This is a genomic window from Rhizobium hidalgonense (assembly GCF_005862185.2).
In the GTDB taxonomy this organism is placed as follows: Bacteria; Pseudomonadota; Alphaproteobacteria; order Rhizobiales; family Rhizobiaceae; genus Rhizobium; species Rhizobium hidalgonense.
Window position 1 is genome coordinate 1,485,961 of the sequence record NZ_CP054027.1, and the last position, 25,217, is coordinate 1,511,177.

21 protein-coding genes are annotated in these 25,217 nt (G+C 60.2%); 14 read left to right on the plus strand and 7 right to left on the minus strand.

Going from position 1 to position 25,217, the window contains the following annotated elements; genetic code table 11:
• Positions 1 to 69 precede the first annotated feature (69 nt).
• The gene (locus FFM81_RS06995; protein ID WP_003565018.1) at positions 70 to 561 is read left to right on the plus strand and encodes a CreA family protein; all 492 of its coding nucleotides are present in this window, start codon (positions 70 to 72) and stop codon (positions 559 to 561) included.
• Between the two features lie 135 nt (positions 562 to 696).
• On the opposite strand, the gene FFM81_RS07000 is transcribed toward FFM81_RS06995, so the two are convergent.
• Positions 697 to 1,167 carry a chemotaxis protein CheW gene (locus FFM81_RS07000; RefSeq protein ID WP_003565015.1) on the minus strand — a complete coding sequence of 157 codons (471 nt, stop codon included), beginning with the start codon at positions 1,165 to 1,167 and terminating at the stop codon, positions 697 to 699.
• Positions 1,168 to 1,576: 409 nt separating this feature from the next.
• Between FFM81_RS07000 and FFM81_RS07005 the strand changes: the two genes are divergently transcribed.
• Positions 1,577 to 2,179, plus strand: a complete 603-nt coding sequence (locus FFM81_RS07005; protein ID WP_138385717.1) for an SCO family protein — start codon at positions 1,577 to 1,579, stop codon at positions 2,177 to 2,179.
• A gap of 67 nt (positions 2,180 to 2,246) precedes the next feature.
• Positions 2,247 to 3,125 carry a 50S ribosomal protein L11 methyltransferase gene (locus FFM81_RS07010; protein WP_138385718.1) on the plus strand — a complete coding sequence of 293 codons (879 nt, stop codon included), beginning with the start codon at positions 2,247 to 2,249 and terminating at the stop codon, positions 3,123 to 3,125.
• Positions 3,126 to 3,340: 215 nt separating this feature from the next.
• On the opposite strand, the gene FFM81_RS07015 is transcribed toward FFM81_RS07010, so the two are convergent.
• Entirely contained in the window at positions 3,341 to 3,514 is a 174-nt protein-coding gene (locus FFM81_RS07015; RefSeq protein WP_003593393.1) for a hypothetical protein, read from the minus strand.
• A gap of 278 nt (positions 3,515 to 3,792) precedes the next feature.
• Between FFM81_RS07015 and FFM81_RS07020 the strand changes: the two genes are divergently transcribed.
• On the plus strand, positions 3,793 to 5,628 hold the full coding sequence (locus FFM81_RS07020) for an aminopeptidase P family protein (RefSeq protein WP_138385719.1): 1,836 nt from the start codon (positions 3,793 to 3,795) through the stop codon (positions 5,626 to 5,628).
• A gap of 67 nt (positions 5,629 to 5,695) precedes the next feature.
• On the opposite strand, the gene FFM81_RS07025 is transcribed toward FFM81_RS07020, so the two are convergent.
• Positions 5,696 to 6,004, minus strand: coding sequence for an AzlD family protein (locus tag FFM81_RS07025; protein ID WP_003565005.1), 309 nt, complete (start codon positions 6,002 to 6,004; stop codon positions 5,696 to 5,698).
• A gap of 3 nt (positions 6,005 to 6,007) precedes the next feature.
• Entirely contained in the window at positions 6,008 to 6,739 is a 732-nt protein-coding gene (locus FFM81_RS07030) for an AzlC family ABC transporter permease (RefSeq protein WP_128398014.1), read from the minus strand.
• 131 nt (positions 6,740 to 6,870) lie between these two features.
• Here FFM81_RS07030 and FFM81_RS07035 point away from each other — a divergent pair, with 131 nt between their 5' ends.
• The gene (locus tag FFM81_RS07035) at positions 6,871 to 7,125 is read left to right on the plus strand and encodes a DUF2164 domain-containing protein (RefSeq protein ID WP_138385720.1); all 255 of its coding nucleotides are present in this window, start codon (positions 6,871 to 6,873) and stop codon (positions 7,123 to 7,125) included.
• An 86-nt stretch (positions 7,126 to 7,211) separates the two neighbouring features.
• The gene (locus FFM81_RS07040) at positions 7,212 to 8,804 is read left to right on the plus strand and encodes a hypothetical protein (RefSeq protein ID WP_138385721.1); all 1,593 of its coding nucleotides are present in this window, start codon (positions 7,212 to 7,214) and stop codon (positions 8,802 to 8,804) included.
• A 36-nt stretch (positions 8,805 to 8,840) separates the two neighbouring features.
• Here the strand turns inward: FFM81_RS07040 and pncA are convergent, their stop codons facing one another.
• Both pncA and FFM81_RS07050 read right to left on the minus strand, forming a co-directional pair.
• Entirely contained in the window at positions 8,841 to 9,467 is a 627-nt protein-coding gene (pncA, locus tag FFM81_RS07045) for a bifunctional nicotinamidase/pyrazinamidase (protein WP_138385722.1), read from the minus strand.
• A gap of 331 nt (positions 9,468 to 9,798) precedes the next feature.
• Positions 9,799 to 10,302, minus strand: coding sequence for an EF-hand domain-containing protein (locus FFM81_RS07050; RefSeq protein ID WP_138385723.1), 504 nt, complete (start codon positions 10,300 to 10,302; stop codon positions 9,799 to 9,801).
• Between the two features lie 429 nt (positions 10,303 to 10,731).
• Here FFM81_RS07050 and FFM81_RS07055 point away from each other — a divergent pair, with 429 nt between their 5' ends.
• A complete protein-coding gene (locus FFM81_RS07055) occupies positions 10,732 to 11,079 on the plus strand; it encodes a hypothetical protein (protein WP_003564993.1) in 348 nt (115 codons plus the stop codon).
• Positions 11,080 to 11,106: 27 nt separating this feature from the next.
• Here FFM81_RS07055 and FFM81_RS07060 read toward each other — a convergent pair whose 3' ends face one another.
• Positions 11,107 to 13,584 (minus strand): ATP-dependent helicase, encoded by a 2,478-nt coding sequence (locus FFM81_RS07060; RefSeq protein ID WP_003564991.1) that lies wholly within the window; start codon positions 13,582 to 13,584, stop codon positions 11,107 to 11,109.
• A gap of 227 nt (positions 13,585 to 13,811) precedes the next feature.
• On the opposite strand from FFM81_RS07060, the gene FFM81_RS07065 reads away from it, so the two are divergent.
• From FFM81_RS07065 to FFM81_RS07095, 7 genes are all read left to right on the plus strand, one after another.
• Positions 13,812 to 14,288 carry a VOC family protein gene (locus FFM81_RS07065; protein ID WP_128398011.1) on the plus strand — a complete coding sequence of 159 codons (477 nt, stop codon included), beginning with the start codon at positions 13,812 to 13,814 and terminating at the stop codon, positions 14,286 to 14,288.
• A 405-nt stretch (positions 14,289 to 14,693) separates the two neighbouring features.
• Positions 14,694 to 16,637, plus strand: a complete 1,944-nt coding sequence (locus tag FFM81_RS07070; RefSeq protein ID WP_138385724.1) for a PrkA family serine protein kinase — start codon at positions 14,694 to 14,696, stop codon at positions 16,635 to 16,637.
• Between the two features lie 12 nt (positions 16,638 to 16,649).
• Positions 16,650 to 17,924: a YeaH/YhbH family protein gene (locus FFM81_RS07075; RefSeq protein WP_003564986.1), complete on the plus strand. Its 1,275-nt coding sequence runs from the start codon at positions 16,650 to 16,652 to the stop codon at positions 17,922 to 17,924.
• Entirely contained in the window at positions 17,921 to 19,471 is a 1,551-nt protein-coding gene (locus FFM81_RS07080) for a SpoVR family protein (protein WP_003564984.1), read from the plus strand. The genes FFM81_RS07075 and FFM81_RS07080 overlap by 4 nt, the downstream gene beginning before the upstream one ends.
• A 169-nt stretch (positions 19,472 to 19,640) precedes the next feature.
• On the plus strand, positions 19,641 to 20,549 hold the full coding sequence (locus FFM81_RS07085; RefSeq protein WP_138385725.1) for an adenylate/guanylate cyclase domain-containing protein: 909 nt from the start codon (positions 19,641 to 19,643) through the stop codon (positions 20,547 to 20,549).
• 266 nt (positions 20,550 to 20,815) lie between these two features.
• Positions 20,816 to 22,027, plus strand: coding sequence for an efflux RND transporter periplasmic adaptor subunit (locus FFM81_RS07090; RefSeq protein ID WP_097534126.1), 1,212 nt, complete (start codon positions 20,816 to 20,818; stop codon positions 22,025 to 22,027).
• Positions 22,024 to 25,179: an efflux RND transporter permease subunit gene (locus FFM81_RS07095; protein WP_138385726.1), complete on the plus strand. Its 3,156-nt coding sequence runs from the start codon at positions 22,024 to 22,026 to the stop codon at positions 25,177 to 25,179. The genes FFM81_RS07090 and FFM81_RS07095 overlap by 4 nt, the downstream gene beginning before the upstream one ends.
• Positions 25,180 to 25,217 lie beyond the last annotated feature (38 nt).

The window sequence follows — 25,217 nt, forward strand, 5'->3', positions numbered from 1 at the left end:
TCAGGCCGCCATTTCTTGCAAAGCATCGGGGCGCACTTATCTAGAATGCGGATCACTCAGGGAGCCGCCATGTCCAAACCGCGCAATCTTCTTCTCGCCGCCTTTTCCTTCGCTGCCCTTTCCGCAGGTGCTGCCTCGGCCGAAGTCGTCGGCAAGGTCGGCGTCGACTGGATCGGCAACGACATCATCGTCGAGGCGGTCTCCGATCCGGAGGTAAAGGGCGTCACCTGCCACGTCACCTATTTCGACCGCAGCCTTATCGACCGGTTCAAGAACGGCAACTGGTTCGAAGATCCCTCCAACAATTCCATCGCCTGCCGGCAGACGGGGCCGATCGAGATCGGCAATATCGACCTGTCCAAGGATGGAAGCGAAGTGTTCCGGCAGGGCATGTCGCTGATCTGGAAGACGCTGGTCGTCAACCGCATCTACGACAAGACCAATGACACGCTGATCTATCTCGCCCATTCCAGGGAATTGACGGATGGCTCGGCGAAGATGTCGATTTCGACGATTCCGCTCTATGGGCAGAACGTGACGTGGAAGAATGGGAAGCCGTAGGCGGAAGGTTCTGGTCGGAGAATATGCCGCCCTAATCCCTGCCCACAAGAGAGTCTGAACCCTGCCACGCTCGCGCACCGCACCAAACAAAAAAGCCCGGACGAGCCGGGCCTTTCAACATCAGTATAAATAATATCAAGCCGCCTGCGTCAGTTCGTCGGCAATAACCGTATCCAGGTTCAGGAAGCAGACCATGGTCTTCTCAAGCGCGACGATGCCGCGGCAGAAGGCGCGCTGGGCTTCCGGGATGATTTCCGGCGGCGGCTGCAGGTCTTCGCTCTTAATGGTCATCATGTCGGAAACCTGTTCGACGAGCAGGCCGACCAACTTGCCGGCGATATCGGTGACGATGATCGCCGAGCGCTCGGAAGGCTCGGTCATCTTCATGCCGAGGCGGCAGGCCATGTCGATAACGGGGATCACCGCGCCGCGCAGGTTGATGAGACCGAGCACGTAAGGCGGGGTATGCGGCATCGGCGTCACCGGCGCCCAGCCGCGGATTTCGCGGATGGCCATGATGTCGATGCAGAATTCCTGATCGCCCAGGTGAAACGAAACGATTTCGAGATAAGAGCCCGACTGCTTGATGGCATTGTTGTTGTTCATGATCAGAATTCTTCCCAGTTGTCCCCGGCGGGAGAAGCGATGGCTTTTAAATATAGATGTGACGGCTTAAGTCTTTCCTAACGATATGTATTTTGCGATTGCCCGCCTCTCGAACGCATGTCGCCCTGAAATGTGCGGCGGGGGATGACCACATGCGTGAAAACAAAAAGCCAAAGCCCGTCGTATGAGGCAAGTTTGATACGACGCGCTTTAAAGGTAAGCTGTTGAAATGCGTGGGACTTTTTGTCCATGCAGGTTCCGCAGGGACTTCGTTACCGTGGCAATTTCTACCGGTGAGACAATTCATCACGGCTTGGGAAACATATTCTTGAATTGCGTGCGTCCGATCGGGACTATATCACGCGGGCAAGGGCGGGCGGCACATCCGCCTGGAGCGAGGATCACGCCAATGAAGACATTCCGCATCGCCGTCTGGGTCGGCGTCCTGATACTTGCCGGCGTTCTCGGCGCGGTTCAGTTCTACCCCACGAAGTCCGGGGATGTCGTGGCGGAATCGCCCTACGGCGTACCCTTCACCTTAGTCTCGCAGAGCGGGCAGCCGATCACTGAGCAGGCGCTGCGCGGCAAGCCGACGGCACTGTTCTTCGGTTTCACCCATTGCCCCGAAGTCTGCCCGACGACGCTTTTCGAGCTGAACGGCTGGATGGAAAAGGTCGACCCGAAGGGCGACAAGCTGCAGGCTTATTTCGTCACCGTCGATCCTGAGCGCGACACGCCCGAGATCATGAACGAATATGTTTCCAACGTCTCCAAGCGCATCACCGGCATTTCAGGCGCGCCCGACAAGATTGCCGAGGTCATCAAGGGTTTCCGCGTCTACGCCAAGAAGGTGCCGATCGACGAGAAGGATACGAACGGCGACTATACGATGGATCATACCGCCTCGGTCTTCCTGCTCGATTCGGCCGGGCGATTTGCCGGAACGATCGCCTATGGCGAAAATCCGGACACGGCGGTAAAGAAGCTGGAGAATCTCGTCAACAAGGGGTGATGGCTTCAGGTGATGAGGCGTTGACTCGACCCGTGGCGGGCAACGGAAACGGGAAAGACCGCCTATCGTGAGTGAAATCCGCCTTTACGTGACGACGACCGAGAGCAAGGCTGAAGAGATTCTCGACCTTCTGAGCGAGGTCTTCGGCGAAGAAGACTTTGCCATCGGCACCACCGAAATTGATGAGAAAAAAGATATTTGGGAAGCCTCGATCTATATGATGACCGAGGACGAGGCCGATGTGCGCTCCCGCGTCGAGGCAGCTCTCAAGAGCGCCTTTCCTGGTGCCCGCCTGGAGCGGGAAGTCATTCCAGATGTCGACTGGGTGGTGAAATCGCTGGAGGGGCTGAAGCCCGTCAGGGCGGGGCGCTTTCTGGTGCACGGCTCGCATGACCGCGATAAGGTGCGCCCGGGCGATATCGCCATCGAGATCGATGCCGGCCAGGCCTTCGGAACCGGCCATCACGGCACGACGGCCGGCTGCCTCGAGGCGATCGACGCCGTGGTGCGCTCGCGCCCGGTCCGCAACGCGCTCGATCTCGGCACCGGCAGCGGCGTGCTGGCGATTGCGGTGCGCAAGCTTAAGAACATACCGGTGCTGGCGACCGACATCGATCCGATTGCGACGCGGGTAGCGGCGGAAAACGTGCGCCGCAACGGCATCGCCTCAGGCATCGTCACCCGCACTGCGCCGGGCTTTCATTCGACGGCCTTTTCCGAGCATGGTCCCTTCGATCTGATCATCGCCAATATTCTCGCCCGGCCTCTAATGCGCATGGCGCCGAAGCTTGCGACGCATCTTGCGCCCGGCGGATCGGTCATCCTTTCGGGGATTCTCGCCGCACAGCGCTGGAAGGTGATCGCCGCCTACAGCGGCGCGAGGCTTCGGCATGTCCGGACGATCTGGCGGAATGGCTGGGTGACGATCCATTTCGATCGGCCGTGATTTTGGGCGGTGAGGCGAGGGGATTATCCTGCGCTTCTCGCACTACCCTGAAGGAAAGTCTTCCGAATACAACAAAAAAGGCGGTGCCGATGGCACCGCCTTGGACCGGTCTATCCGGTCAATGCCCGCGAGCTCAAGGGGAGGAGCGCTCGAGCGGGCTCTACTGCATTCCAATAGGCCGGTCCGGGAGGGAGGAGACGGACGGGCTTTCAGACTTAGAACGCGTAGCTGGGGGCGCCGTTGTGGCGCGTGGCGCGCTGGCCGGCGCCGAGCAGCTTCAGGCTGTCGTCGTTCTGCGGCCGGCGGGCGCCGATGACGTGACGTACGGTCTGGCGTTCGCCAGCCTGCACCGGGCTGCTATATGCGAAGCGCGAGAGAGAGGCGGTCATTTCAAAAATTCCTTTGTTGCAGGTTCATCGCGAACCGTTCGATGTCGCCTATATAGCTATTCTGAAAAGCGGAGGCAGAGGGTTTCGCTCATGGGAGCCATGCGGCCAATGCATAAAGCGTGCCAAATTAACTTTTAGCGTCACAGTTCAGTCAAAATATTGGGCGGCACCGAGGGTTTCGACTCGTTTCGTCGCTTTTTCTCCCCATCGATTGAAATTTCGCTAACATAGCCGCCATCCCATTTACCGGATTCGTCTCAACCATTCGGGTTTCCAGCATGTTCCAGTCCTTCGAAGTCACCTCCACGCCTCAATTCGGCAGGGATCGGGTATCGGCGCTACGCGCTGCTTTCGATTCGCTCGGCATCGACGCCTTCCTCGTACCGCGTGCCGACGAGTTCAACGGCGAATATGTTCCCGCATGTTCGGAGCGCCTGGCATGGCTGACGGGCTTCACCGGCTCGGCCGGCGTTGCAATGGTTCTGCGCACGCAGGCGATCGTCTTCGTCGACGGGCGTTATGTGACGCAGCTTGCCGAACAGGTCGACGGGTCGGTTTTTTCGGGTGGCGATCTCGTCAACGAGCCGCCGCATCTCTGGCTGGCCGCAAACGGAGCCAAGGGCCTTCGACTCGGCATCGATCCCTGGCTGCACGCGGGTGCCGAGGTGCGCCGTCTGGAACGAGCGCTGTCCCAGATCGGTGGCACGCTGGTCTTCCTGCCGCACAATCCACTCGACAAGCTCTGGAGCGACCGGCCGGCCGAGCCGCTCGGCGCGGTCAGCATCCAGAATGTCGGCCAGGCCGGCGTGCTTGCCAGGGATAAAATCGCCACGATCGCCGCCGATCTTTCGAAGAAGAATCTGGCGGCAGTGCTGATCGCCGATCCCTCCTCGGTCGCCTGGACCTTCAACATTCGCGGCGCCGACGTGCCGCATACGCCGCATCCGCTGGCGCGCGCCATCGTCCATGCCGATGGGCGGGCCGATCTTTTCCTCGACAAGCGCAAGACCGGCATCGAGCCCGAGGCCTATCTCGCGCAGATCTGCACACAGCTGCCGCCCTCGGCGCTGGAGGAGAGGCTCGCTGCCGTTTCCAGGGATGGGGGCCGTGTTCTGATCGACCCGGATATCGCCTCTTATGCGCTGGCCGAGATTATCCGCAAGGCGGGCGGCGAAGGGGTGGAGGGTGCTGATCCCGCCAAGCTGCCGCGCGCGGTAAAGAACGACGTTGAAATCAACGGCTCGGCCGCCGCGCATCTGCAGGATGGGGCGGCGATGGTTGAATTCCTCTATTGGCTTTCGCAGGAAAAACCCGGCACGGTGAGCGAAATTGCTGCCGCCGAGCACCTCGAAGCGGTGCGTGCCCGCGTCGGCCAAAGCATGCAGAACCCGCTGAAGGACATTTCCTTCGACACGATTTCGGGTGCCGGCGAACATGCGGCGATCATGCATTACCGCGTGACGACCGAATCCAACCGGATGATCGAGGCGGGCGAGCTCTTCCTGATCGATTCCGGCGCGCAATATATCAACGGCACGACCGACATCACCCGCACGGTCGGCATTGGTGCGGTGTCGGAGGAGCATCGCCGGTTCTTCACGCTGGTGCTGAAAGGCATGATACAAATCAGCACGGCACGTTTTCCGAAGGGGACGCGCGGCTGCGACCTCGATCCGCTGGCGCGCATCGCGCTGTGGCGGGCAGGGGCCGATTTCGCGCACGGCACGGGGCATGGCGTCGGCTCCTATCTCTCGGTGCATGAGGGGCCGCAGCGCATCTCCAGGCTTTCGACGCAGGAATTGCTGCCCGGCATGATCCTGTCGAACGAGCCGGGCTATTACCGGCCCGGCAGCTTCGGCATCCGCATCGAGAACCTGATCTATGTGCGTGGAGCCGAGGAGATCGAGGGCGGCGACACGGCTATGCTCGGTTTCGAGACGCTGACCTTCTGCCCGATCGACCGCAGCCTCGTCATTCCAGAGCTTCTGACCCATGACGAACTGCACTGGTTCAACGACTATCACAGCCGCACGTGCGAGGCGCTGATGCCGCTGATCCACGATCACGATGTCAGGGCATGGCTCGAGAACGCGACGCTGCCGCTGGAATACTGAGAAAACGGCATTACAGTGTCGCCGACGCTGTAATGCCTTGAGTTCTGCGCCGGCTTTAGGCCGGTGCTCAGGCGCCGATCGTGTGGCGCCAGCTCATCACGACGATCCAGGCGGCGACCAGCATCCACGTATGGCTGAAGCGCAGGCCGATGAAGAGGGCGACGATTAGCGCCAGTTTCGATTCCCAGCCGCCGGTGAAGAAGGCAGGGGCAACCAGCGTCGTCAGTACGGCCGCCGGCACGGCATTCAGCGCCGCCTCCACGCGCGGGGGAATGCTCTTCATTCGGGTGATGAGGATATAGCCGCCGATGCGGGTGGCGAAGGTCGCGGCTGCTGCGGCGAGGATGACGAGCGCCATGTGAAGATCGAATTCCATGGCTCAGACCTCGTGCATTTCGGATTGAAGGGCGTCGGCTTCGAGATCAGGCTCTTGCGGCGGCAAAGGCAGTACGGCGGCGAGTACGATACCGGCAGCAGCCCCCAGGCTGACATGCCAGGGTGAGCCGACATAGCGATAGGCGAATACGGACGCCACCGCGCTGACGAGTGCCACAGGCAGGAAATTGTCTCGCTTGCGGAAGCCGAGGACGATGCCGAGGAAATAAGCCGGCAGCAGGATGTCGAGGCCTATGGCCTTGGGATCGCCGATGAAGCCGCCGAGCATGCCGCCGGCGACGCTGATCAGCACCCAAGGAATGTAGATGATGATGGCGAAGCCGAAATACCAGGCGAAGGCGAGTTGCCGGCCGGTCTCGGCGCGCTTTACCGCTTCGGCGAATTGCGGATCGACGAGCAGGAAGAAGGTGAAGAATTTCTGCACCGGCGTGAAATGGCCGATGTAACGCGCCAGCGCCGCCGAGTAGAGCACGTGACGGAAATTGACGGCGAGGATCGACAGCACGATCAGCCAGGCGTGGACATTGTGACCGAAGAGTTCGATGCCGACCATCTGGCTGGCGCCGGCATAGACGGTGGCGCTCATGAAGGCGGCTTCGGAGAGCGACATGCCGTTTTCGACCGCCAGCGCTCCGAAGAGAGCGCCAAAGGGCGCCGATGCAAGCGCAACAGCGGAGCCGCCCCGCAAACCTTCAACAAAGTCGGCGCGATTCATATAGGTGATCCTGTTGGAAATTCAGCTTTCACTTATGGTCTAAGGGTAGCCGCGGCAATTGAATTTCGTTGATTGACCAATCGATTTCGCTGAACCATCAAAGCCCTGATCGCACCGGCAAAGAGGAACCCATGAAGAAGATCGAGTTTTCGAAGGAAGAAAAGGCTGAAATCGTTTCGCGCATCCGCGCCTATTTCGACCGGGAACTCGACCCCATCGGCGCCTTGCCGGCCGAATTCCTGCTCGATTTCTTCACCGAGGAGATCGGGCCGTACCTCTACAATCGAGGGCTGAGAGATGCTCAGGCCGCCCTGTTGAAGAGAATAGAAGACGTGGCCGAGGACATTCATCTTCTCGAGAGAGAAAACAAAAACTCTAGCACCTGAAAATAAAATCAGAGCCTTCACTTAACGCCAAATTATGTCGCTGCCGATATGGTCGTCACGCTGTCATTCACCGGGTTGCGTGTCATTTGGCCTTGATTGTCTCTGTTGTTGATGAGCCGCGTTTTGCGAAGCTCGGCAAGCCGTTGATTTTTTTGGTCTGGCTTGCGCTTGCGTCTGCACTTTGCTGGTCCGAAACCGTCTGGCGCGACGAGGTCCGTGCATTGTCGCTGGCCCTTCAGGGCGACAATTTCGCCGATATGCTTCGCCAGCTGCATGGCGAGGGGCATCCTGCTCTTTGGTATATCCTGCTGCGCACGGCCTATGTCGTGGTCGGCTCACCCGTCGCCCTCAAGGCCGTGGCGCTGGTGATTGCGGCGGCAGCAGCCTATCTCCTTGTTTTCAGGCTGAAACTGCCGCTTCCCATCATGCTGCTTTCGCTGTTCGGCAGCTTTTCGATTTTCGAATACGCTGCGATGTCGCGAAATTACGGCATCAGCATGTTGTTGATTTTCCTGATCGTCCTGACCTGGGAGAAAGGAGCACGCAACGGACTATCGATCGGCCTGTTGTTTGCCTTGCTGGCGAATACCAACGTCCATTCGGTCGTCCTTGTCGGCGGCTTCCTGGCCTATTGGTTTTTTGATCTGGTGCTGGTGCGGCCAAGGCCTCCTTTGAGGGAATATCGAGCCCTCGCGACAGCCGCTGCCGTCGCCGCGGTTGGCATTGTTCTGTGTTTCCTCACTGTCTATCCAACCTTCAATGATACGGGGCAGAACGATCTCAGCGGCGAGAATTTCGCTGTGCTTGCCCTTCGTGCTCTGGCCCTGCCTAGTTCGCATTTTATGTCCTTCTATCCCGACAGCATTCTTGAACTGATGATGGCCTATCCGTTGGCGTTCCGTATCTTCGCCGCGTTGATGTCCGTCCTTATCTACGGCAGCCTGTTCGCGTTGGCAAACCGACGGCCGGCAATGATCGCAGCTGGACTGGTGCTGGTAGGACTGTCGCTGCTTTTTACGCTTGTCTATCCCGGCGGATACAGACATCAGGCGCTCTGGCTGGTTTTCATGACCGCGATGACCGCCTCGACCACACCCTTCCAACGTGTAGGAGCGGACGTTGCCGCCATCAAGGCTGCCGGCGGCGGCGTAAAGTTCGGGCGCCTGTGCTTCCTGGTACTGCTGGCACTGCAGGTCGTGTCCGGTATCGAAAAGGTCAATCGGACCTTCGTGGCCGAAATACCCTTCAGCCGGAGCAAGGATTTCGGTGCGTTCATTCAATCGCGCCCCGATCTCAAGGATGCGATCATCATGGCAGATCCCGATTATCTCGTGGAAGCGCTGCCTTATTATGTTTCCAATCGCACCTATCTTCTGCGGGAGGAGCGGTTCGGCGCCATCGTGCGATATACCCGCAACGCGCGGCTTTCGCTCAGCTTTGCCGATATACTGCAAGCGGCACGTCGATTGCAGCAGGGTGAGCAGGTGCCTGTCGTCATTCTTCTTTCGCAGCGGCTCGACCAGATTGCTGCACCCGTCTCCTTGCGGGAAAGCTACGTTTGGCGGTTGTCCCTGACGCCGGAGGATATTTCTGCTTTCCAGAATGCGACAGAGTTCGTCAAACGCTTCGGCCCGGCTGCCGGGAGCGATGAGACCTACGACGTCTATGTTATGAAGTAAGATGGTCTGAAAGATTGCGACGCGTTTTAGCGTGAGTTAACCGGTCAGCACCTTAGAGCTGTCGATGATCGCGATGCCGTGCGAGCGCATTTCGTCGATGGCGGCGGCGACGCCGTCGGGGGTGATGCCGCGACTTGCATCCTCGATGAAGCGGACGCGGACACCGGGGATCATCTCCAGCGCGTCGAGCGCGGAGAACTTGACGCAATAGTCGGTCGCCAGCCCGCAGACGTCGAGATCGGTGACACCCTGGTCCTCGAGGAAATCGGATAAGCCTGTCGAGGCATCGCGGTCGTTGTCGCGGAAGGCCGAGTAGCTGTCGATATCGGGATCCTCGCCCTTCTGCTGGATCAGATCGATCTCAGCGGATTTCAGCGCGGGATGAAATTCGGCGTCGAGCGTACCTTGGACGCAGTGGTCGGGCCACATCATCTGCGGCTTGCCGGAGAGTTCGCCCATCTCGAAAGGCGCCGCGCCCGGATGGGCAGAGGCGAAACTGCCATGGCCCGGCGGATGCCAGTCCTGCGAGGCGACGATCAGGTCGTATGTGCCGCTGTCGATCAGGCTGTTTGCGATGGGAACCACCTTGTCGCCATCCGGCACCGGCAGATTGCCGCCCGGGCAGAAGCCGTTCTGAATATCGACGAGCAGCAGCGCTTTCATCAAGGCCAATCCCTTCGCTTATTTCAGTGTAAGACGCCAAGCACATTGAACATATAAACTAGTGAATTTCCGGGGGCGCAGATGCAAGTGCTAATTCTGGTACTAGCGGTAGCGAATGACTGAAACAGCATATCCTAATGCAATCATTGAGAGAATCCGGAGTGGCAGTCGTGCTGAAATGGAGGGCAAGGCTCAAATGAGATGCGGGATCGCAGCTAGCAGCAAGCCGGCAGAGCCGGCGACGGCCGCAAACGCGGCTGCCTGAAAGGGCGCGCTTTTTTGCGGTAAAGAAGGATCGAGGCTCCCCCCGGCGGAGCCTTATCCCGGCCGACTAGGCCGCGGTCACCTCGTCGGTTGCCGTATCGGCCGCGGCGGCGGAAGAGCCGTAGGTATTGTGGTAGGCCTGAAGGGCTGTCTGCATGTCGCTCAACACCTTGGTCAGGAGCGGATCGCTGTCGCCTGACGTATTGATGCTGCTCGGATCGGCCGCGAGGAGTTCAGACTCGGTCAACTTGCCGTCGCCATTCGTATCCATCGAGGCGAAGACGCCGTTGGAAGAGTCGTCGCTTTGATCGCTACCGTCGTTTTGATCGTCGCTGCCCTCGGTCTTCTGCAGGGACAGCATCAGCGACAGGATGTCGCCGGTGATCTTCTTGAGGATATCGGCACTGCTGTCGCCGCTGTCGGTGGGGGTCGCAGCCGTGCCGGATGACGAGGACTGCGATGCGGCGGCGAGTTCGTCCGCCGAAACGACGCCATCGCCATTCTTGTCGAGGCTGGAAAGCGGAGACTGGTACTGGGATAATGTGCTGCCGAGAGATGAAACACTGGTCACTTGAACCTCCTTCGAAAAGTTCGTCGTGAAGCCCGCCTTTCATGGACGGGCGTCTTCCGGGCTAAGCTGATTTGCGGAAAGCGTCAAAGCGACGTTTTGACACGTTAACTTTTCGGTTACCAAAAATAACACGTTGGAATTATTGAATTTTTATAATTATCCGGGTTCAGCAAAACGAGTTAGGCGTCGCTGATCACATCAGATCTCTTCGGCGCGGCTCGCGGAAAGGACATGGAGCGGTGCGCCGGCTCTTCACCGCGACGGCATTTCGTCCGCCGCGCCCGAAGCGCGATACTAGTCTAGAACAGGAGTCAGAGCATGACGTCGCCCGAAAACCGCTTTCACTTTTCGGCATCATGCTCTCGGCCGATCTTGCTCCCGGCCGAGATTTCTGCCTTTCTTGCTCAGACGCAAGCCGGAAGCGAAACCATGTCCGAGGCAGAGCCGAACGAGAAGATCGATGCGACGTTCCGCAACGGATCGCTGACGGCGGCCGGGATTATCCTCGGTTTCTCGCTTAATTTCATCAGTGTCTGGGTTTCCAATCCCAATGACTGGAGCCGCATCGATATCCCGCCGATGTTGTTCCTGACCATCGGCATAGCCATTCAGGTGAAGGTCTTTGCGGACCTCTTGTCACGCGACTCCCTCTTTGCCGTCAAATACGATCGATCGCGCCGGCTCTTTCTGATCGGATTGGGAATCGTTGCCGCGGGCATAGGTATCGCGCTTGTCAACGACGTCCTGGGTCTTGGAAGAATGCGGATGCTCGGGTGAGCGTTTTCACGCCATGCTGATCCCGAGTCACACGCGCTCGACGAACCCGTCCAGCACCCGCTTCTGCCCGGCGCGGTCGAACTCGATCGTCAGTTTGTTGCCTTCTATGCCGGTGATATTGCCGTTGCCGAACTTCATGTGGAATACGCGGTCGCCGAGGGTGAACTTCGACGGTTCCGACGAGGTGGATTTCGCTACAAGTTCGCCTTCAATCGTGCGTCCCTTCGGGCCGCTTTCGCCATAACCGATGCGTTCGACGGCGTGGCCGGAGCGGCTGCCCCAATTGTCGCGCGTGGCGTCGGTCTTGTTGGCCTGGGCGCGTTTCCAGCCGGGGGTGGAGTAGGAATTGGCAAAAGGCTCCGCCTTGTCGAAGCGGGACTGGCCGTAGCCGCCACGGCCGTAACCGCCGTAGCTCTGCTCCATTTCGGCGACCTCGACATGGGTTTCCGGCAGTTCGTCGAGGAAGCGCGAGGGCAAGGTCGATTGCCAGAGGCCATGGATGCGGCGGTTGGAGACGAACCAGATGTGGCAGCGGTGCTTGGCGCGGGTGATGCCGACATAGGCGAGGCGACGTTCTTCCTCCAGTCCGGCGCGGCCGCTCTCATCGAGCGAGCGCTGGTGCGGGAAGAGGCCTTCCTCCCAGCCGGGCAGAAAGACCGTGTCGAACTCAAGACCCTTTGCCGAATGCAGCGTCATGATCGAGACGGCATCGAGATTCTCGTTGGTCTCGGCATCCATGACAAGAGAGACGTGTTCGAGAAAGCCGCGCATCGACTCGAAACTTTCCATCGAGCGGATCAGTTCCTTGAGGTTCTCGAGGCGGCCGGGCGCTTCGGCGCTCTTGTCGTTCTTCCACATATCGGTATAGCCGGACTCTTCGAGGATCTGCTCGGCAAGTTCGGTATGCGGCGTGTTTTCAAGCAGTTCCTGCCATCGGCGGAAAGATTGAATCACGTCGAAGAGGGCTTTTCGCGCCTTCGGCTTCAGCTCGTCCGTCTCGATGATGTCGGCGGCCGCCGCCAGCATCGGGATATCGCGGGCCCGGGCATAATCATGCAGCGCACGCACCGTCGTGTCGCCGAGGCCGCGCTTCGGCGTGTTGATGATGCGCTCGAAGGCGAGATCATCGGCGGCTTGGGCGACGAGGCGGAAATAGGCCATGGCATCGCGGATTTCGAGGCGCTCATAGAAGCGCGGGCCGCCGATGACGCGGTAGTTGAGGCCGAGAGTGACGAAGCGGTCTTCGAACTCGCGCATCTGAAAGGAGGCGCGCACGAGGATCGCCATGTCGTTGAGCAGATGCTTGCCGCGTTGAAGCTGCTCGATTTCCTCGCCGATGGCGCGGGCTTCCTCCTCCGAATCCCACGAGGCGTGGACCTGCACCCTGACGTCGTCGGGATCGGAACGGTCGGTGAACAGCGTCTTGCCAAGCCGCCCTTCATTATGGGCGATCAGATGGGCGGCGGCCCCGAGGATATGTTCGGTCGAGCGGTAGTTGCGCTCGAGCTTGATGACCTTGGCGCCGGGAAAATCCTTTTCGAAGCGCAGGATGTTGTCGACTTCGGCCCCGCGCCAGCCATAGATCGACTGGTCGTCGTCGCCGACGCAGCAGACATTCTGCTGCTCTCCCTTGGCGCGCTGGGCGAGAAGCCGGAGCCACATATATTGGGCGGTGTTGGTGTCCTGGTACTCGTCGACGAGGATATAGCGGAAGCGGCCGTGATATTCCTTCAGGAGATCCGGGTTCTTGCGGAAGATCGCAATCGGATGCATCAGCAGGTCGCCGAAATCGCAGGCGTTCAGCGTGGTCAGCCGCGCCTGATAGGCGAAATAAAGGTCGCGGCCGCGGCCATTGGCGAAGGCGCGGGCGTCGCCCTCGGGGATATCGGCCGGCGCGAGACCCTTGTTTTTCCAGGTGTCGATCATGCCGGCGAACTGCTTGGCTGGCCAGCGCTTGTCGTCGAGGCCTTCGGCCTGGATCAACTGCTTGATCAGGCGGACGACGTCGTCGGTATCGAGAATGGTGAAATCGGAACGCAGGCCGACGAGCTCGCCGTGGCGGCGCAGAAGTTTGACGCCGATCGAGTGGAATGTGCCGAGCCAAGGCATGCCTTCGACGGCGCCGCCGACCAGTAGCGCGATGCGCTCCTTCATCTCGCGGGCGGCCTTGTTGGTGAAGGTGACGGCGAGGATCTGTGATGGGAAGGCACGGCCGGTATTGAGGATATGGGCAATGCGCGTCGTCAGCACGCGCGTCTTGCCAGTGCCGGCACCGGCAAGCACGAGGACAGGGCCTTCCAAAGTTTCGACGGCTTCGGTCTGCTCGGGGTTCAGACCGGCGAGATAATCCGGCCGGCTGCCGCCGTCGCGGGCCGCCATGGCGCGGGCGGCAATGCCACCGGTGGCAGGCGGCCTTCCGGCGGGCGCGGCAGGCGGCTGCGGCTTGCGCGCCATCTCGCCCGGCTCTTCGTCGAAGAAGGGGATATCATCGAAACTATTGCTCATGGCGCGTAATGTAGTGATTCGGGAAGGAAAGACCAGAAAAGATGTTCTGCTTTCATTCCCAAGTCGCCGCTATCCCAAGGGGTTTGCATGGCGGCCGGGCCGCTGGATACGGAAGCGGCGACACGACCGAAAAATTTCAGCCGCCCTCTGTCGGAACCCACGCCGGCGGGGCGTCCTTGGATCATCGGACAGTGGTCCGGATCAATCGTCAACAAGGAGGCTGTATCATGGCGAAGGTCGTTTCAAATCTCTGGTTCGCTGAGGAAGCGCGCGAAGCCGTCGAATTCTATGTGTCCATCATCCCGGATTCCAGGATCGGCCGTACGACCATCCTTCCGGCGGAAACGCCGAGCGGACCTCCTGGCAGCGTCGAGCTGATCGAGTTCACGCTTGGCGATCAGGCCTTTCTGGCGATGAGGGCCGGCCCGCTCGATAGCTTCAACCATTCTTTTTCGATCGCGATTCTGCTGGAGAGCCAGGACGAGATCGATCGGGTCTGGGATGCCTTTCTCGCCAATGGCGGCACGCCGGAGGCCTGCGGCTGGCTGAAGGACCGCTGGGGTCTATCCTGGCAGATCGTGCCGCGCATGCTTTCCGAAATGATCGCCGACGACAATCGCGAGCGGGCCAGGCGCGTAACCGAGGTGATGCTCGGCATGGTCAAGATCGATGTCGCCGCACTGGAGAAGGCATTCAACGGCTGAACTGCGCCGGCGGCGACCGATTCGAATGATTGGCTTACGGCCGTATGCGGCCGTTTCCATCACCTCAGGCGCGGATCGGCACGTGCTGTCCGGCATCGACTCTGTGCAGATTTGACTGCCAATCGTCGATTTTCCGAAACTCGAATCACGGGCGACATTGCACACCCTTTTCATCTTTCTGTCACGTCGCGAAATGTGCTGATACCGCACGGGTGCTTTTTTCAACTATAATGAGAAACAGTTTCGTAGAGTAAAAATAACCGGTGCATGCACGTTTTTGTGCGTTGCAAGAAACGGCCGGTGAGCGTCGAATATACCTACGAAATTATTGATTCTTAGGAACGTCGTAGCCATCTCGATGGTTATACGACTTTGAGCCTGCGGCATAACCTTACTGGAGGGCCCATGCTGAACGAATCCGTATTCGATGCGTTTACGCGCAGTTACGAAGCGCGCCGCGAAACCGATATGTCGGTGGCCGAGTATCTCGATCTCTGTAAAAAGGACCCGATCGCCTATGCCAATGCGACCGAGCGCCTGCTCGCCGCGATCGGCGAGCCGCAGATGGTCGACACCGCCAGGGATGCGCGGCTCGGCCGGATTTTCATGAACAGGACCATCCGGATCTATCCAGCCTTTGCCGGCTTTCACGGCATGGAAGAGACGATCGAACGCATCGTTTCCTTCTTCCGGCACGCGGCGCAGGGGCTCGAGGAGCGCAAGCAGATCCTCTATCTGCTCGGGCCGGTCGGCGGCGGCAAGTCGTCCCTGGCGGAACGGCTGAAGCTGCTGATGGAGGTTCATCCGATCTACGTGCTAAAGGCGGGCGACGAGATCAGCCCCGTTTTCGAAAGCCCGCTCAACCTCTTCGATCCGGAGACAATGGGTTCGCTGCTCCAGGAACAATACGGCATTCCGCTACGGCGCCTGAACGGGCTGATGAGCCCGTGGTGCCTGAAGCGGCTCGACGACTTCGGCGGCGACATTTCCCGCTTCCGTGTCGTCAGAGTGCAACCTTCGCGGTTGCGCCAAATCGCCGTCGCCAAGACCGAGCCCGGCGACGAGAACAATCAGGATATTTCGTCGCTGGTCGGCAAGGTCGACATCCGCAAGCTCGAAACTTACTCTCAGAACGATCCCGATGCCTACAGCTATTCGGGCGGGCTCAACCGCGCCAATCAGGGCATCCTCGAATTCGTGGAGATGTTCAAGGCGCCGATCAAGATGCTGCATCCGCTGCTGACGGCGACGCAGGAGGGCAACTATATCGGCTCGGAGAATATCGGCGCCATACCTTTCTCGGGTATCGTCTTGGCGCATTCGAACGAAGCGGAATGGCAGACCTTCAAGGCCAACAAGAACAACGAGGCCTTCATCGACCGTATCTGTGTGATCAAGGTGCCCTATTGCCTCCGGGTGATGGAAGAGCAGAAGATTTACGAGAAGCTGATCGAGGGATCGGAACTCGCGAATACGCCATGCGCCCCGGCAACGCTCGAAATGCTGGCTCGCTTTTCGGTGCTTTCACGCCTACGCAAACACGAGAATTCGACGTTCTTCTCGAAGATGCGCACCTATGACGGCGAGAGCCTGAAGGAAACCGATCCGCGCGCCCGCAGCGTTCAGGAATACCGGGATGCTGCCGGCATCGACGAGGGCATGGACGGGATTTCGACCCGCTTCGCCTTCAAGGTGCTCGCCTCCACCTTCAATCACGATACAACGGATATCGGCGCCGACCCTGTCCATTTGATGTATGTGCTGGAGCAGGCGATCCGCCGCGAGCAGTTTTCCGACGATGTCGAGAAGCGTTATCTGGAATTCATCAAGGCCGATCTTGCGCCACGCTACGCAGAGTTCATTGGCAATGAGATTCAGAAGGCTTATCTTGAATCGTATGCGGACTACGGACAGAACCTGTTCGACCGCTACGTCGACTATGCCGATGCCTGGATCGAAGACGTCGACTTCAAGGATCCCGATACCGGCCAGCTTCTCGACCGCGAGCTCCTCAATCAGGAACTGACGAAAATCGAAAAGCCGGCAGGAATTGCCAATCCGAAGGATTTCCGCAACGAAATCGTCAAGTTCTCGTTGCGGTCGCGGGCAGCAAACGGCGGAAAAAATCCGTCATGGACGAGCTACGAGAAGATCCGGGAAGTGATCGAGAAACGTATGTTCTCGCAGGTTGAGGATCTTTTGCCGGTGATTTCCTTCGGCTCGAAGAAGGATTCGGAGACAGAAAAAAAGCACAGTGAATTCGTCTCGCGCATGGCCGCGCGGGGTTACACGGAGAGGCAGGTTCGGCGCCTCGTCGAATGGTACATGCGCGTCAAACAGGCAAGTTAATGTGGAGCCACTATGCACATTGTCGACCGTCGGCTAAATCCGCGCGGTAAAAGTCTGGAAAATCGGCAACGGTTTCTTCGGCGCATGAAAGGCGCCGTGCAGCAGGCGGTCAAGCGTTCTCTGCAAAACCGAAACATTCGCGATGTGCTCGACGGCGGTGAGATCAGCCTGCCGATCGACGGAATGGCCGAGCCGAGCCTTCGAAAGGGCGAAGGCGGCACCGCCGATCACATCCTGCCCGGAAACAGGGCCTTCGTCGAAGGCGATATCATTCCGCGGCCGCCGGGCAGGAATGGCGGAAAACCAAAAGATGCCGGCGAAGGTGATGGTGAGGACGGTTTCCGTTTCGTGCTGACGCGCGAGGAGTTCCTCGATGTATTTCTCGATGACCTGGAACTGCCTGATCTTGCCAAACGGCGTCTAGCCGAAACTGAAGAGGAAACGCCGTTCCGGGCCGGCTATTCCGTGTCCGGATCGCCGTCCAATATTGCCGTCGGTCGCACGACGAGGCTGGCGATGATGCGGCGTGTCGCGCTTCACCGTCCACGTCGTGAAGAGATCGAAGCCCTGCAGCGACAGATCGAGGAGTGCGAGGATGATGAGACCCGCCTAGGGCTGGAGGTAAAACTCAAAGCCCTGACGGAAAAGAGCCGGCGCATTCCCTATATCGATCCGCTCGACGTCCGATATCGCCGTTTTGAGAACGAGCCGAAGCCAGTGGCCAAAGCCGTGATGTTCTGCCTGATGGACGTCTCTGGCTCGATGTCGGAACACATGAAGGACCTTGCGAAGCGGTTCTACCTGCTGCTCTATCTTTTCCTGTCTAAGCGCTACAAGAAGGTGGAGATCGTCTTCATCCGCCATACCGACAAGGCCGAAGAAGTGGACGAGGAAACCTTCTTCTACGGTCCGGCGACCGGCGGCACGCTGGTCTCCAGCGCGCTTGCGGCCATGCGCGGGATCATCGCGGCGCGGTTCGATCCGGCAGAGTGGAATATCTATGGCGCCCAGGCCTCTGACGGCGACAACGCCCATTCGGACGGCAACCTCAGCGGTCAGCTGTTGCGCGAGATTTTGCCGCTGTGCCAGTATTTCGCCTATATCGAGGTCGGCGAAGAAGGCGGCGATTCGTCGGTATCCCGTTCACCGCTTTGGATGCTCTATGACGGCATCCGCTCCGAGCTGCTGCCGCTTTCGATGCGCAAGGTCTGCCGGCGAAGCGAAATATTCCCGGTTTTCCACGATCTCTTCCAGAAGCGTGACGCGCAGTCGAGGGTGACGCCATGACCATGACAATGAGGCCGAAAGAGCGGCTGTTGTTCGAGGGGGCCGACTGGGACTTTTCAACGCTGCAGCGCATCCACGACGCCTGCGAGGAAATCGCGCTCGGCGAACTCGGCCTTGACGTCTATCCGAACCAGATCGAGGTCATCACTTCGGAGCAGATGCTGGATGCCTATTCCTCGACCGGCATGCCGCTGTTTTACCGCCATTGGTCCTTCGGCAAGCACTTCGCGCATCACGAAGCCTTTTACCGCCGCGGCATGCGCGACCTTGCCTATGAGATCGTCATCAACAGCTCTCCCTGCATCTCCTATCTGATGGAGGAGAATACGGCGACGATGCAAACGCTCGTCACCGCGCACGCCGCCTTCGGCCACAACCACTTCTTCAAGAACAATTATCTCTTCAAGCTTTGGACCGATGCCGAAGGAATCCTCGATTACCTCGATTTCGCCAAAGGATATATCACCCGCTGCGAGGAGCGTTATGGCGAGACGGCCGTCGAGCGGACGCTCGATGCGGCGCATGCGCTGATGTCACATGGGGTGCATCGATATGCGGGCAAGACTACCATAGACCTTCGCCAGGAGGAGAAGCGGCAGCAGGAGCGCCGGGCCCACGAGGAGCAGATGTTCAACGATCTGTGGCGCACGGTTCCCGTCGGCAAGGCCAAAAAGGCGAGCGACGGCGGCCTGGAAAAGCGCCGTGCCGCGCTTGGTCTTCCGCAGGACAACATCCTTTATTTTCTCGAGAAAACCGCCCCGCGGCTGCAGCCATGGCAGCGCGAAATTCTTCGCATCGTCCGCCATGTCGCCCAATATTTCCATCCCCAGCGGCAGACCAAGGTGATGAATGAGGGAACCGCGACCTTCGTCCATTACCAGATCATGAACCGGCTTCATGAGCGGGGGCAGATCAGCGACGGAAACTTCCTCGAATTCTTGAAATCGCACTCCAACGTGGTGTTCCAGCCGAGCTATGACGATCGGCGGTTCTCGGGTTTCAACCCTTATGCGCTCGGTTTTGCGATGATGCAGGATATCGAGAGGATCGTCACGAAGCCGACGGAGGAAGACCGCACATGGTTCCCCGATATATCAGGACGCGGCGATGCGATGGCCGTGCTGCGCGACATCTGGGCCAATTACCGGGACGAGAGTTTCATCAGCCAATTCCTCAGCCCGAACCTGATCCGCCAGTTGCGGCTGTTCCATCTCTACGATGATCCGGAGCAGACTGAAGGGGTTCTGGTTTCGGCGATCCACAATGAGCGCGGATACCTGCGCATCCGCCGTCAGCTTTCCCGCGAATACGACATCGGCTGGACCGATCCGGCCATCGATATCGTCGACGTCGACCTCGCCGGTGACCGCCGCCTGCTGCTGCAACATATCATGATGAACGGAAGCTATCTTCAGGAGGCCGACACGAGGCTTGTCCTGCAGCATCTCGCCGATCTCTGGGGCTACGACGTGTTGCTTCAGGAGATCGATAGTTCGAACACCGTGGCGAGGGAGCACACGGCGAGCCCGCGCAAGATCGTTCAATGATCCCCGATATGTCTCCAAGCCGCGTTGTTTGCCGACGATAAGGTGCAATTATCGATGGTAACGAAGACAAAGGCTTAGTAGTTTACCGCCGCTGCAATCGCCCATCACTCACCGACATTCGACGTTTGCAGCGACCTTCCGGGAGCGGACAGCGCGGAGACGAGAGACCATGGGTGAAACGCGGCGCAAGCTGACGACGATCTTCTGTGCTGACGTGCAGGATTATACCCGTCTGATGGGGGCCGATGAGGAGGGGACGCTTGCGGCGCTGAAGCGCTGCCGGGAGGCGATGGGGCGCCTGATCGAAAGCCATGGCGGCCGTGTCATCAATACCTGGGGCGACGGGCTGATCGCTGATTTCCCAAGCGTGGTTGAGGCGGTGCGCGCCGCTGTCGATACCCAGAACGAACTTGCCGGTTTCAACGCCCGCCGCCCGGAAGACGGGCGCATGCTGTTCCGCATCGGTATCAATCTCGGCGACGTAATCGTCGAAGACGACGACATCTATGGCGACGGCGTCAACATCGCCGCACGGCTTCAGGCCTCGGCTTCCGCCGGCGGCATCGTTATATCAAGCACCGTCTACGATCAGGTCCGCAACAAGGTCGCGGTCGGTTTTGAATTTCTCGGGCCGCTGATGGTGAAGAACGTCGATGAAGGCGTGCCGAGCTACGCGGTGAAGATCGGCGATGCCAAGGACGAGATGCCGCCTCCCCAACGACCAGGCCCAGCACGTCCGCAGCCGGCGGCTGAGATTGCCGAAGCAAGCCCGCGACCTGGCAGACGCAGGCTGTTCGCTGTGCTCGGCGTCATCGCGGCGGTGCTGATCGGCATCAATCTTTTATCGTGGCAGGGCGTTTTCTGGGCGCGCTTTCCGGTGCTTGCGCTCGCCGTCGTCGCGGCTTTCGCCTGGAATCGCAATCAGATCCTGTTCAACCGGAAGATCACCTCGCTGGCGATCGTGGCGCTCGGCATTGTCGGCATCAACCTCTTCACCTGGACGGGGCAGTTCTGGGCGGTGTGGCCGATACTGGGGATTGCGGCCGTCATCGGTTTGCGATGGTCGATGCGTCGATAGACATTCAACCCGCATCGGCAGAGATTTTGCACGGCATCCCGCCCGTCAATCGGCGGCGTCAAAGACATGGCGAGTGTTCGTTCAAGCAAAAGTGAGCGGCCGGGTTATTTCCATTCTTTCCTGATATTACAAATCGGTAATGCCGGCTGCTTATGCTTGCCGGTAAGCTGTAAACGCGCGATATTGTCGCATCAGTCGGGACCTTGATCCCGCAGCGCCTCTTTCGACCGACCCTGGTCCGACCTCGAGTCCCTCCGGAGACGTGAATGGCCTTTTGGAAGCAGTTTATACTCTCACTCATCGTCATCGCTGCCGGCTTTGCCGCGTGGGTTTTCTTTGTGCCCGGTGCCGGCGATATGATGCGCGATGCAGGTATTCCAGACGGCATCGTTTCCAAGATCGCGCCGAAGGCTGAGGAGACGGCGGATGCCGACGCTCCCGCCCGGGTGCAAGGCCAGCAGCGTGGCGACGGACAAGGTCAGGGGCAGAACCGCCGCAATGGCGGCGGGCGCAACAGCGCCATTCTTGTCGCGACTGAAGCCGTCGTCCAGGGCGTCGTCAACGACCGGCTGAACGCCATCGGCACCGGTGATGCGATCCGTTCGGTCGCTGTGACCGCACAGGCATCGGGCACCATCCGCGAAATCCTCATCAAGTCGGGCGACAAGGTCAAGGCTGGCCAGGTGCTCGCCAAGCTCGACAGCGAAGAGCAGGTAATCGCCCGCGGCCAGGCTGATGTAGCGGTCAAGGCCGCCGTCGAAAAATCCAATCTCTATCACAACATCAAGTCCAGCGTGTCGCGCATGGACGTGTTCGATTCCGAGATCGCCGAGCAGGGCGCGCGACTGCAGCTGCAAGCTGCCGAACTCAATCTCGCACGGCGCAACATCATTGCGCCGATCGACGGCATCGTCGGCATCGTACCAGTCAATATCGGCGACAACGTCACGACGAGCATCCCGATCGTCACGCTCGACGACCGCTCGGAAATCCTCGTCGATTTCTGGGTGCCGGAACGCTTCGCCAACACGGTGTCGGTCGGCCAGCCGGTCGAGGCAATGTCGGTGGCAAAGCCGGGGCAGATGTTTTCCGGCGTGGTCGAAGCCGTCGACAACCGCATCGACGCGGCAAGCCGTACGCTGCGCCTGCGCGCCAAGATCGACAACAGTTCGGATGAACTGCGCGCGGGCATGTCCTTCAGCGTCAGCATGAAATTTCCCGGCGACAAATATCCGGCGGTCGATCCGCAGTCCGTACAGTGGGATTCGCAGGGGTCCTTCGTCTGGCTGGTTAACGACGACAAGTCACACAAGGTGCGGGTCAGCGTCGTGCAGCGCAATCCGGATTTCGTTCTCGTCAAAGCCGATCTCAAGGACGGCGACAAGATCGTGACCCAGGGCCTGCAGCGCGTGCGCGAGGGCGGGGCGGTGCGCGTTTCCGCTGAAATGGCCTCGAATGGGGAGGCCGTCACCCAATGAGCGTGACCGAGATTCATCAGGACAGGGCCTCGGGCAAGCAGAGCTTCACCGCGCTTTTCGTTCGCCGGCCAATCCTGGCGCTGGTGTTCAACACGCTGATGGTCGTTGCCGGCCTTGCGGCTTACGTCGGCGTCGAGGTGCGCGAACTGCCGGATGTCGACCGTCCGGTCGTCACGGTGCGCACGACCTTCGACGGCGCATCGCCGCAGACGATCGATCAGGAACTGACCAAGGTGATCGAGGGCGCGGTCGCGCGCGTCAGCGGCCTGAAATCGATCTCTTCGACCTCTTCCTTCGGCCAGAGCCGGGTGACGCTGGAATTCTCGGATGCGATCGATCTCGCGGTTGCCGCAAACGACGTACGCGACGCGATCGGCCGCATCACCCAGAACCTGCCCGATGAAGCGGACGCGCCGCAGATCGTCAAGGCGGATTCGGATTCCTCGGCGATCATGCGACTTGCCGTCACCTCCACCAAGCTCAACATGGACGACCTGACGCAGCTCGTCGAAAACGAGGTGATCGATCGCCTCGCCTCCGTCGACGGCGTCGCCGATGTCGAGGAATATGGCGACCAGGAGAAGGTCTTCCGGGTTGATGTCGACCAGGGGGCGCTGGCGAGCCGCGGGCTGACCATCGGCGACCTGACGAAGGCGCTCGATAATGCAGCTCTCGACGTGCCGGCGGGATCCCTGAAGAGCAATACGCAGGATATCGTGGTGCGCGCCACCGCAAACCTGCAGACGCCGGCGGATTTTTCCAACGTCATACTGCAGGATCGCGTCCGCCTCGGCGATGTCGCGACGGTGACACTCGGACCGCGCGACGGCGAAACGGCGCTGCGCTCCAACGGCAAGCCCGGCATCGGCCTCGGCATCATCCGTCAGGCGCAGTCTAACACGCTCAACATCTCGACCGGCATCAAGGCCGCCGTCGAGCAATTGTCGAAGACGCTGCCCGAGGGCACGACGATCGCGATCACCAGCGATGATGCCGTCTTCATCCAGGGTGCGATCCACGAGGTGGTACTGGCGCTGGTGCTCGCCGCCGTCATCGTTACCGCTGTCATCTATCTCTTCCTGCGCGACTGGCGGGCGACGCTGATCCCAGCGGTCAGCATGCCGGTTGCGCTAATCGGAACGCTGGCGGCGATCTATATGGTCGGTTTCTCGATCAATATCCTGACGCTGCTGGCGATCGTGCTGGCAACCGGCCTCGTCGTCGACGACGCGATCGTGGTGCTCGAAAACATCGTGCGGCGTCGCGCCGAAGGCATGGGGCCGCGGGCGGCCGCCGTGCTTGGAACGCGCGAGGTGTTCTTCGCTGTTGTCGCGACGACTGCGACGCTCGCGGCTGTGTTCATCCCGCTCTCCTTCCTGCCGGGACAGGTCGGCGGCCTGTTCCGTGAATTCGGCTTCGTCCTCGCCTTCTCCGTCGGCCTGTCGTCGATCGTGGCGCTGACGCTCTGCCCGATGCTTGCCTCGCGTATGCTGACGAAGCCGATGCTCGAGGATCATGGCGCGCTCGGCCGCTTCGGCGGCGCGCTCGCCCGGCTCTACAAATGGGCGCTGCACGGCTGTCTCAATGCGCCCTTCGTCGTCCTGCTGTTTTCGGTGATCTTTGCCGGTGCAGCCGTTATCGCGTTTTCGACCGTCAAGAGCGAACTGACGCCGGAAGAGGACCGGTCGATGGTGATGATGCGGCTGACGACGCCGCAGGGATCGAGCCTAGAATATACCCGTGACAAGATGCAGCTCGTTGAGGAAAATCTGCAGCCGCTGGTGACCAGCGGCGACATCCGCAACATCTTCTCGATTTCCGGCCAGGGCGGTTCGCTGAACAGCGGCTTCATGGTGCTGACGCTCGCCCCCTGGGGAGAGCGCCACAGGACGCAGGCGGAGATCGTCGGCGACATCAACCAGGCGGCAGCAAGGGTGCCGGCGCTGCGCGGCAACGCCATCTCTTCTAACAGCCTGCGCATCCGCGGCGCCGGCAGTGGCGTGCAGATGGCGCTGATCGGCAATGATCACGAGGCGCTGACGGCGGCGGCCGCCAAGCTGGTCCAGGCGCTCGATGCCACCGGCCAATACGATACGCCGCGCCTGACCAACGAGCCCAGCCAGGCGCAGGTCTCGGTGGCGATCGACCGTGAGCGTGCCTCCGATCTCGGCATCGACATAACCGGCCTTTCGACGGCGATCCAGTCGCTGCTCGAAGGGCGCTCGGTGGTCGACGTCTTTGTCGACGGCGAATCCTATCCCGTGCTGCTGACCTCGACGACGCGGCCGATCGACGACCCCACAGACCTCGAAAACGTCTTCCTGAAAACCGGCGACGGCAAGATCGTGCCCATGTCGGTCATCGCCACGATGAAGGAAGGTTCGGTCGCGCCGCAGCTGAACCGCGAGCAGCAGTTGGCCTCGGTGGCAATCACCGCCGGCCTGAAGAACGGCATGTCGCTCGGCGATGCGGTCAAGCAGGTCACTGAACTTGCCGCGCCGCTACTGCCAGCGGGCTCGCGTCTGCTGCCGCTCGCCGAAGCTGCGACGCTGGAAGAGAATTCGAGCGGCATGGCGCTGACCTTCGGTTTTGCCATCGTCATCATCTTCCTGGTGCTGGCGGCGCAGTTCGAAAGCGTTCTGTCCTCGCTGATCATCATGTCGACGGTGCCGCTCGGCCTAGCCTGCGCCGTCTTCGCGCTCATCATCACCGGCTCCAGCCTCAACATTTACAGCCAGATCGGCCTGGTGCTTCTGGTCGGTGTCATGGCGAAGAACGGCATTCTGATCGTCGAATTCGCCAATCAGCTGCGCGACCGGGGCGAGGACGTGCGATCCTCGATCGAAAAGGCCTGCGCGTTGCGCCTCCGCCCTGTGATGATGACGACGATCGCCACCATCCTCGGTGGCGTGCCGCTGGTCTTTGCCCATGGCGCGGGTGCGGAAGCGCGCGTCGCACTCGGCTGGGTAATCGTCGGCGGTCTCGGCTTCGCGACGCTGGTGACGCTGTTCATCACGCCGGTCGCCTATCTGCTGCTTGCCCGCTTCGGCAAGCCGCACGCCCATGAGGAAGCCCGGCTGCACGAAGAGATGGCGGTCGCCACGCGGCCACGGGCCGTGCCCGACGAGGAGCAGTTGCAGGCCGCCGAATAGGTCTTTGTCCGAATTGAAACCGCTGCCGGGTCCCCATT

Excerpts from the sequence above, each read along its gene's own strand:
- FFM81_RS06995 (WP_003565018.1), top strand. The coding sequence starts at position 70 with ATGTCCAAACCGCGCAATCTTCTTCTCGCCGCCTTTTCCTTCGCTGCC.
- FFM81_RS07000 (WP_003565015.1), bottom strand. The coding sequence starts at position 1,167 with ATGAACAACAACAATGCCATCAAGCAGTCGGGCTCTTATCTCGAAATC.
- FFM81_RS07005 (WP_138385717.1), top strand. The coding sequence starts at position 1,577 with ATGAAGACATTCCGCATCGCCGTCTGGGTCGGCGTCCTGATACTTGCC.
- FFM81_RS07015 (WP_003593393.1), bottom strand. The coding sequence starts at position 3,514 with ATGACCGCCTCTCTCTCGCGCTTCGCATATAGCAGCCCGGTGCAGGCT.
- FFM81_RS07020 (WP_138385719.1), top strand. The coding sequence starts at position 3,793 with ATGTTCCAGTCCTTCGAAGTCACCTCCACGCCTCAATTCGGCAGGGAT.
- FFM81_RS07025 (WP_003565005.1), bottom strand. The coding sequence starts at position 6,004 with ATGGAATTCGATCTTCACATGGCGCTCGTCATCCTCGCCGCAGCAGCC.
- FFM81_RS07030 (WP_128398014.1), bottom strand. The coding sequence starts at position 6,739 with ATGAATCGCGCCGACTTTGTTGAAGGTTTGCGGGGCGGCTCCGCTGTT.
- FFM81_RS07035 (WP_138385720.1), top strand. The coding sequence starts at position 6,871 with ATGAAGAAGATCGAGTTTTCGAAGGAAGAAAAGGCTGAAATCGTTTCG.
- pncA (WP_138385722.1), bottom strand. The coding sequence starts at position 9,467 with ATGAAAGCGCTGCTGCTCGTCGATATTCAGAACGGCTTCTGCCCGGGC.
- FFM81_RS07055 (WP_003564993.1), top strand. The coding sequence starts at position 10,732 with ATGTCCGAGGCAGAGCCGAACGAGAAGATCGATGCGACGTTCCGCAAC.
- FFM81_RS07060 (WP_003564991.1), bottom strand. The coding sequence starts at position 13,584 with ATGAGCAATAGTTTCGATGATATCCCCTTCTTCGACGAAGAGCCGGGC.
- FFM81_RS07065 (WP_128398011.1), top strand. The coding sequence starts at position 13,812 with ATGGCGAAGGTCGTTTCAAATCTCTGGTTCGCTGAGGAAGCGCGCGAA.
- FFM81_RS07070 (WP_138385724.1), top strand. The coding sequence starts at position 14,694 with ATGCTGAACGAATCCGTATTCGATGCGTTTACGCGCAGTTACGAAGCG.
- FFM81_RS07075 (WP_003564986.1), top strand. The coding sequence starts at position 16,650 with ATGCACATTGTCGACCGTCGGCTAAATCCGCGCGGTAAAAGTCTGGAA.
- FFM81_RS07080 (WP_003564984.1), top strand. The coding sequence starts at position 17,921 with ATGACCATGACAATGAGGCCGAAAGAGCGGCTGTTGTTCGAGGGGGCC.
- FFM81_RS07085 (WP_138385725.1), top strand. The coding sequence starts at position 19,641 with ATGGGTGAAACGCGGCGCAAGCTGACGACGATCTTCTGTGCTGACGTG.
- FFM81_RS07090 (WP_097534126.1), top strand. The coding sequence starts at position 20,816 with ATGGCCTTTTGGAAGCAGTTTATACTCTCACTCATCGTCATCGCTGCC.
- FFM81_RS07095 (WP_138385726.1), top strand. The coding sequence starts at position 22,024 with ATGAGCGTGACCGAGATTCATCAGGACAGGGCCTCGGGCAAGCAGAGC.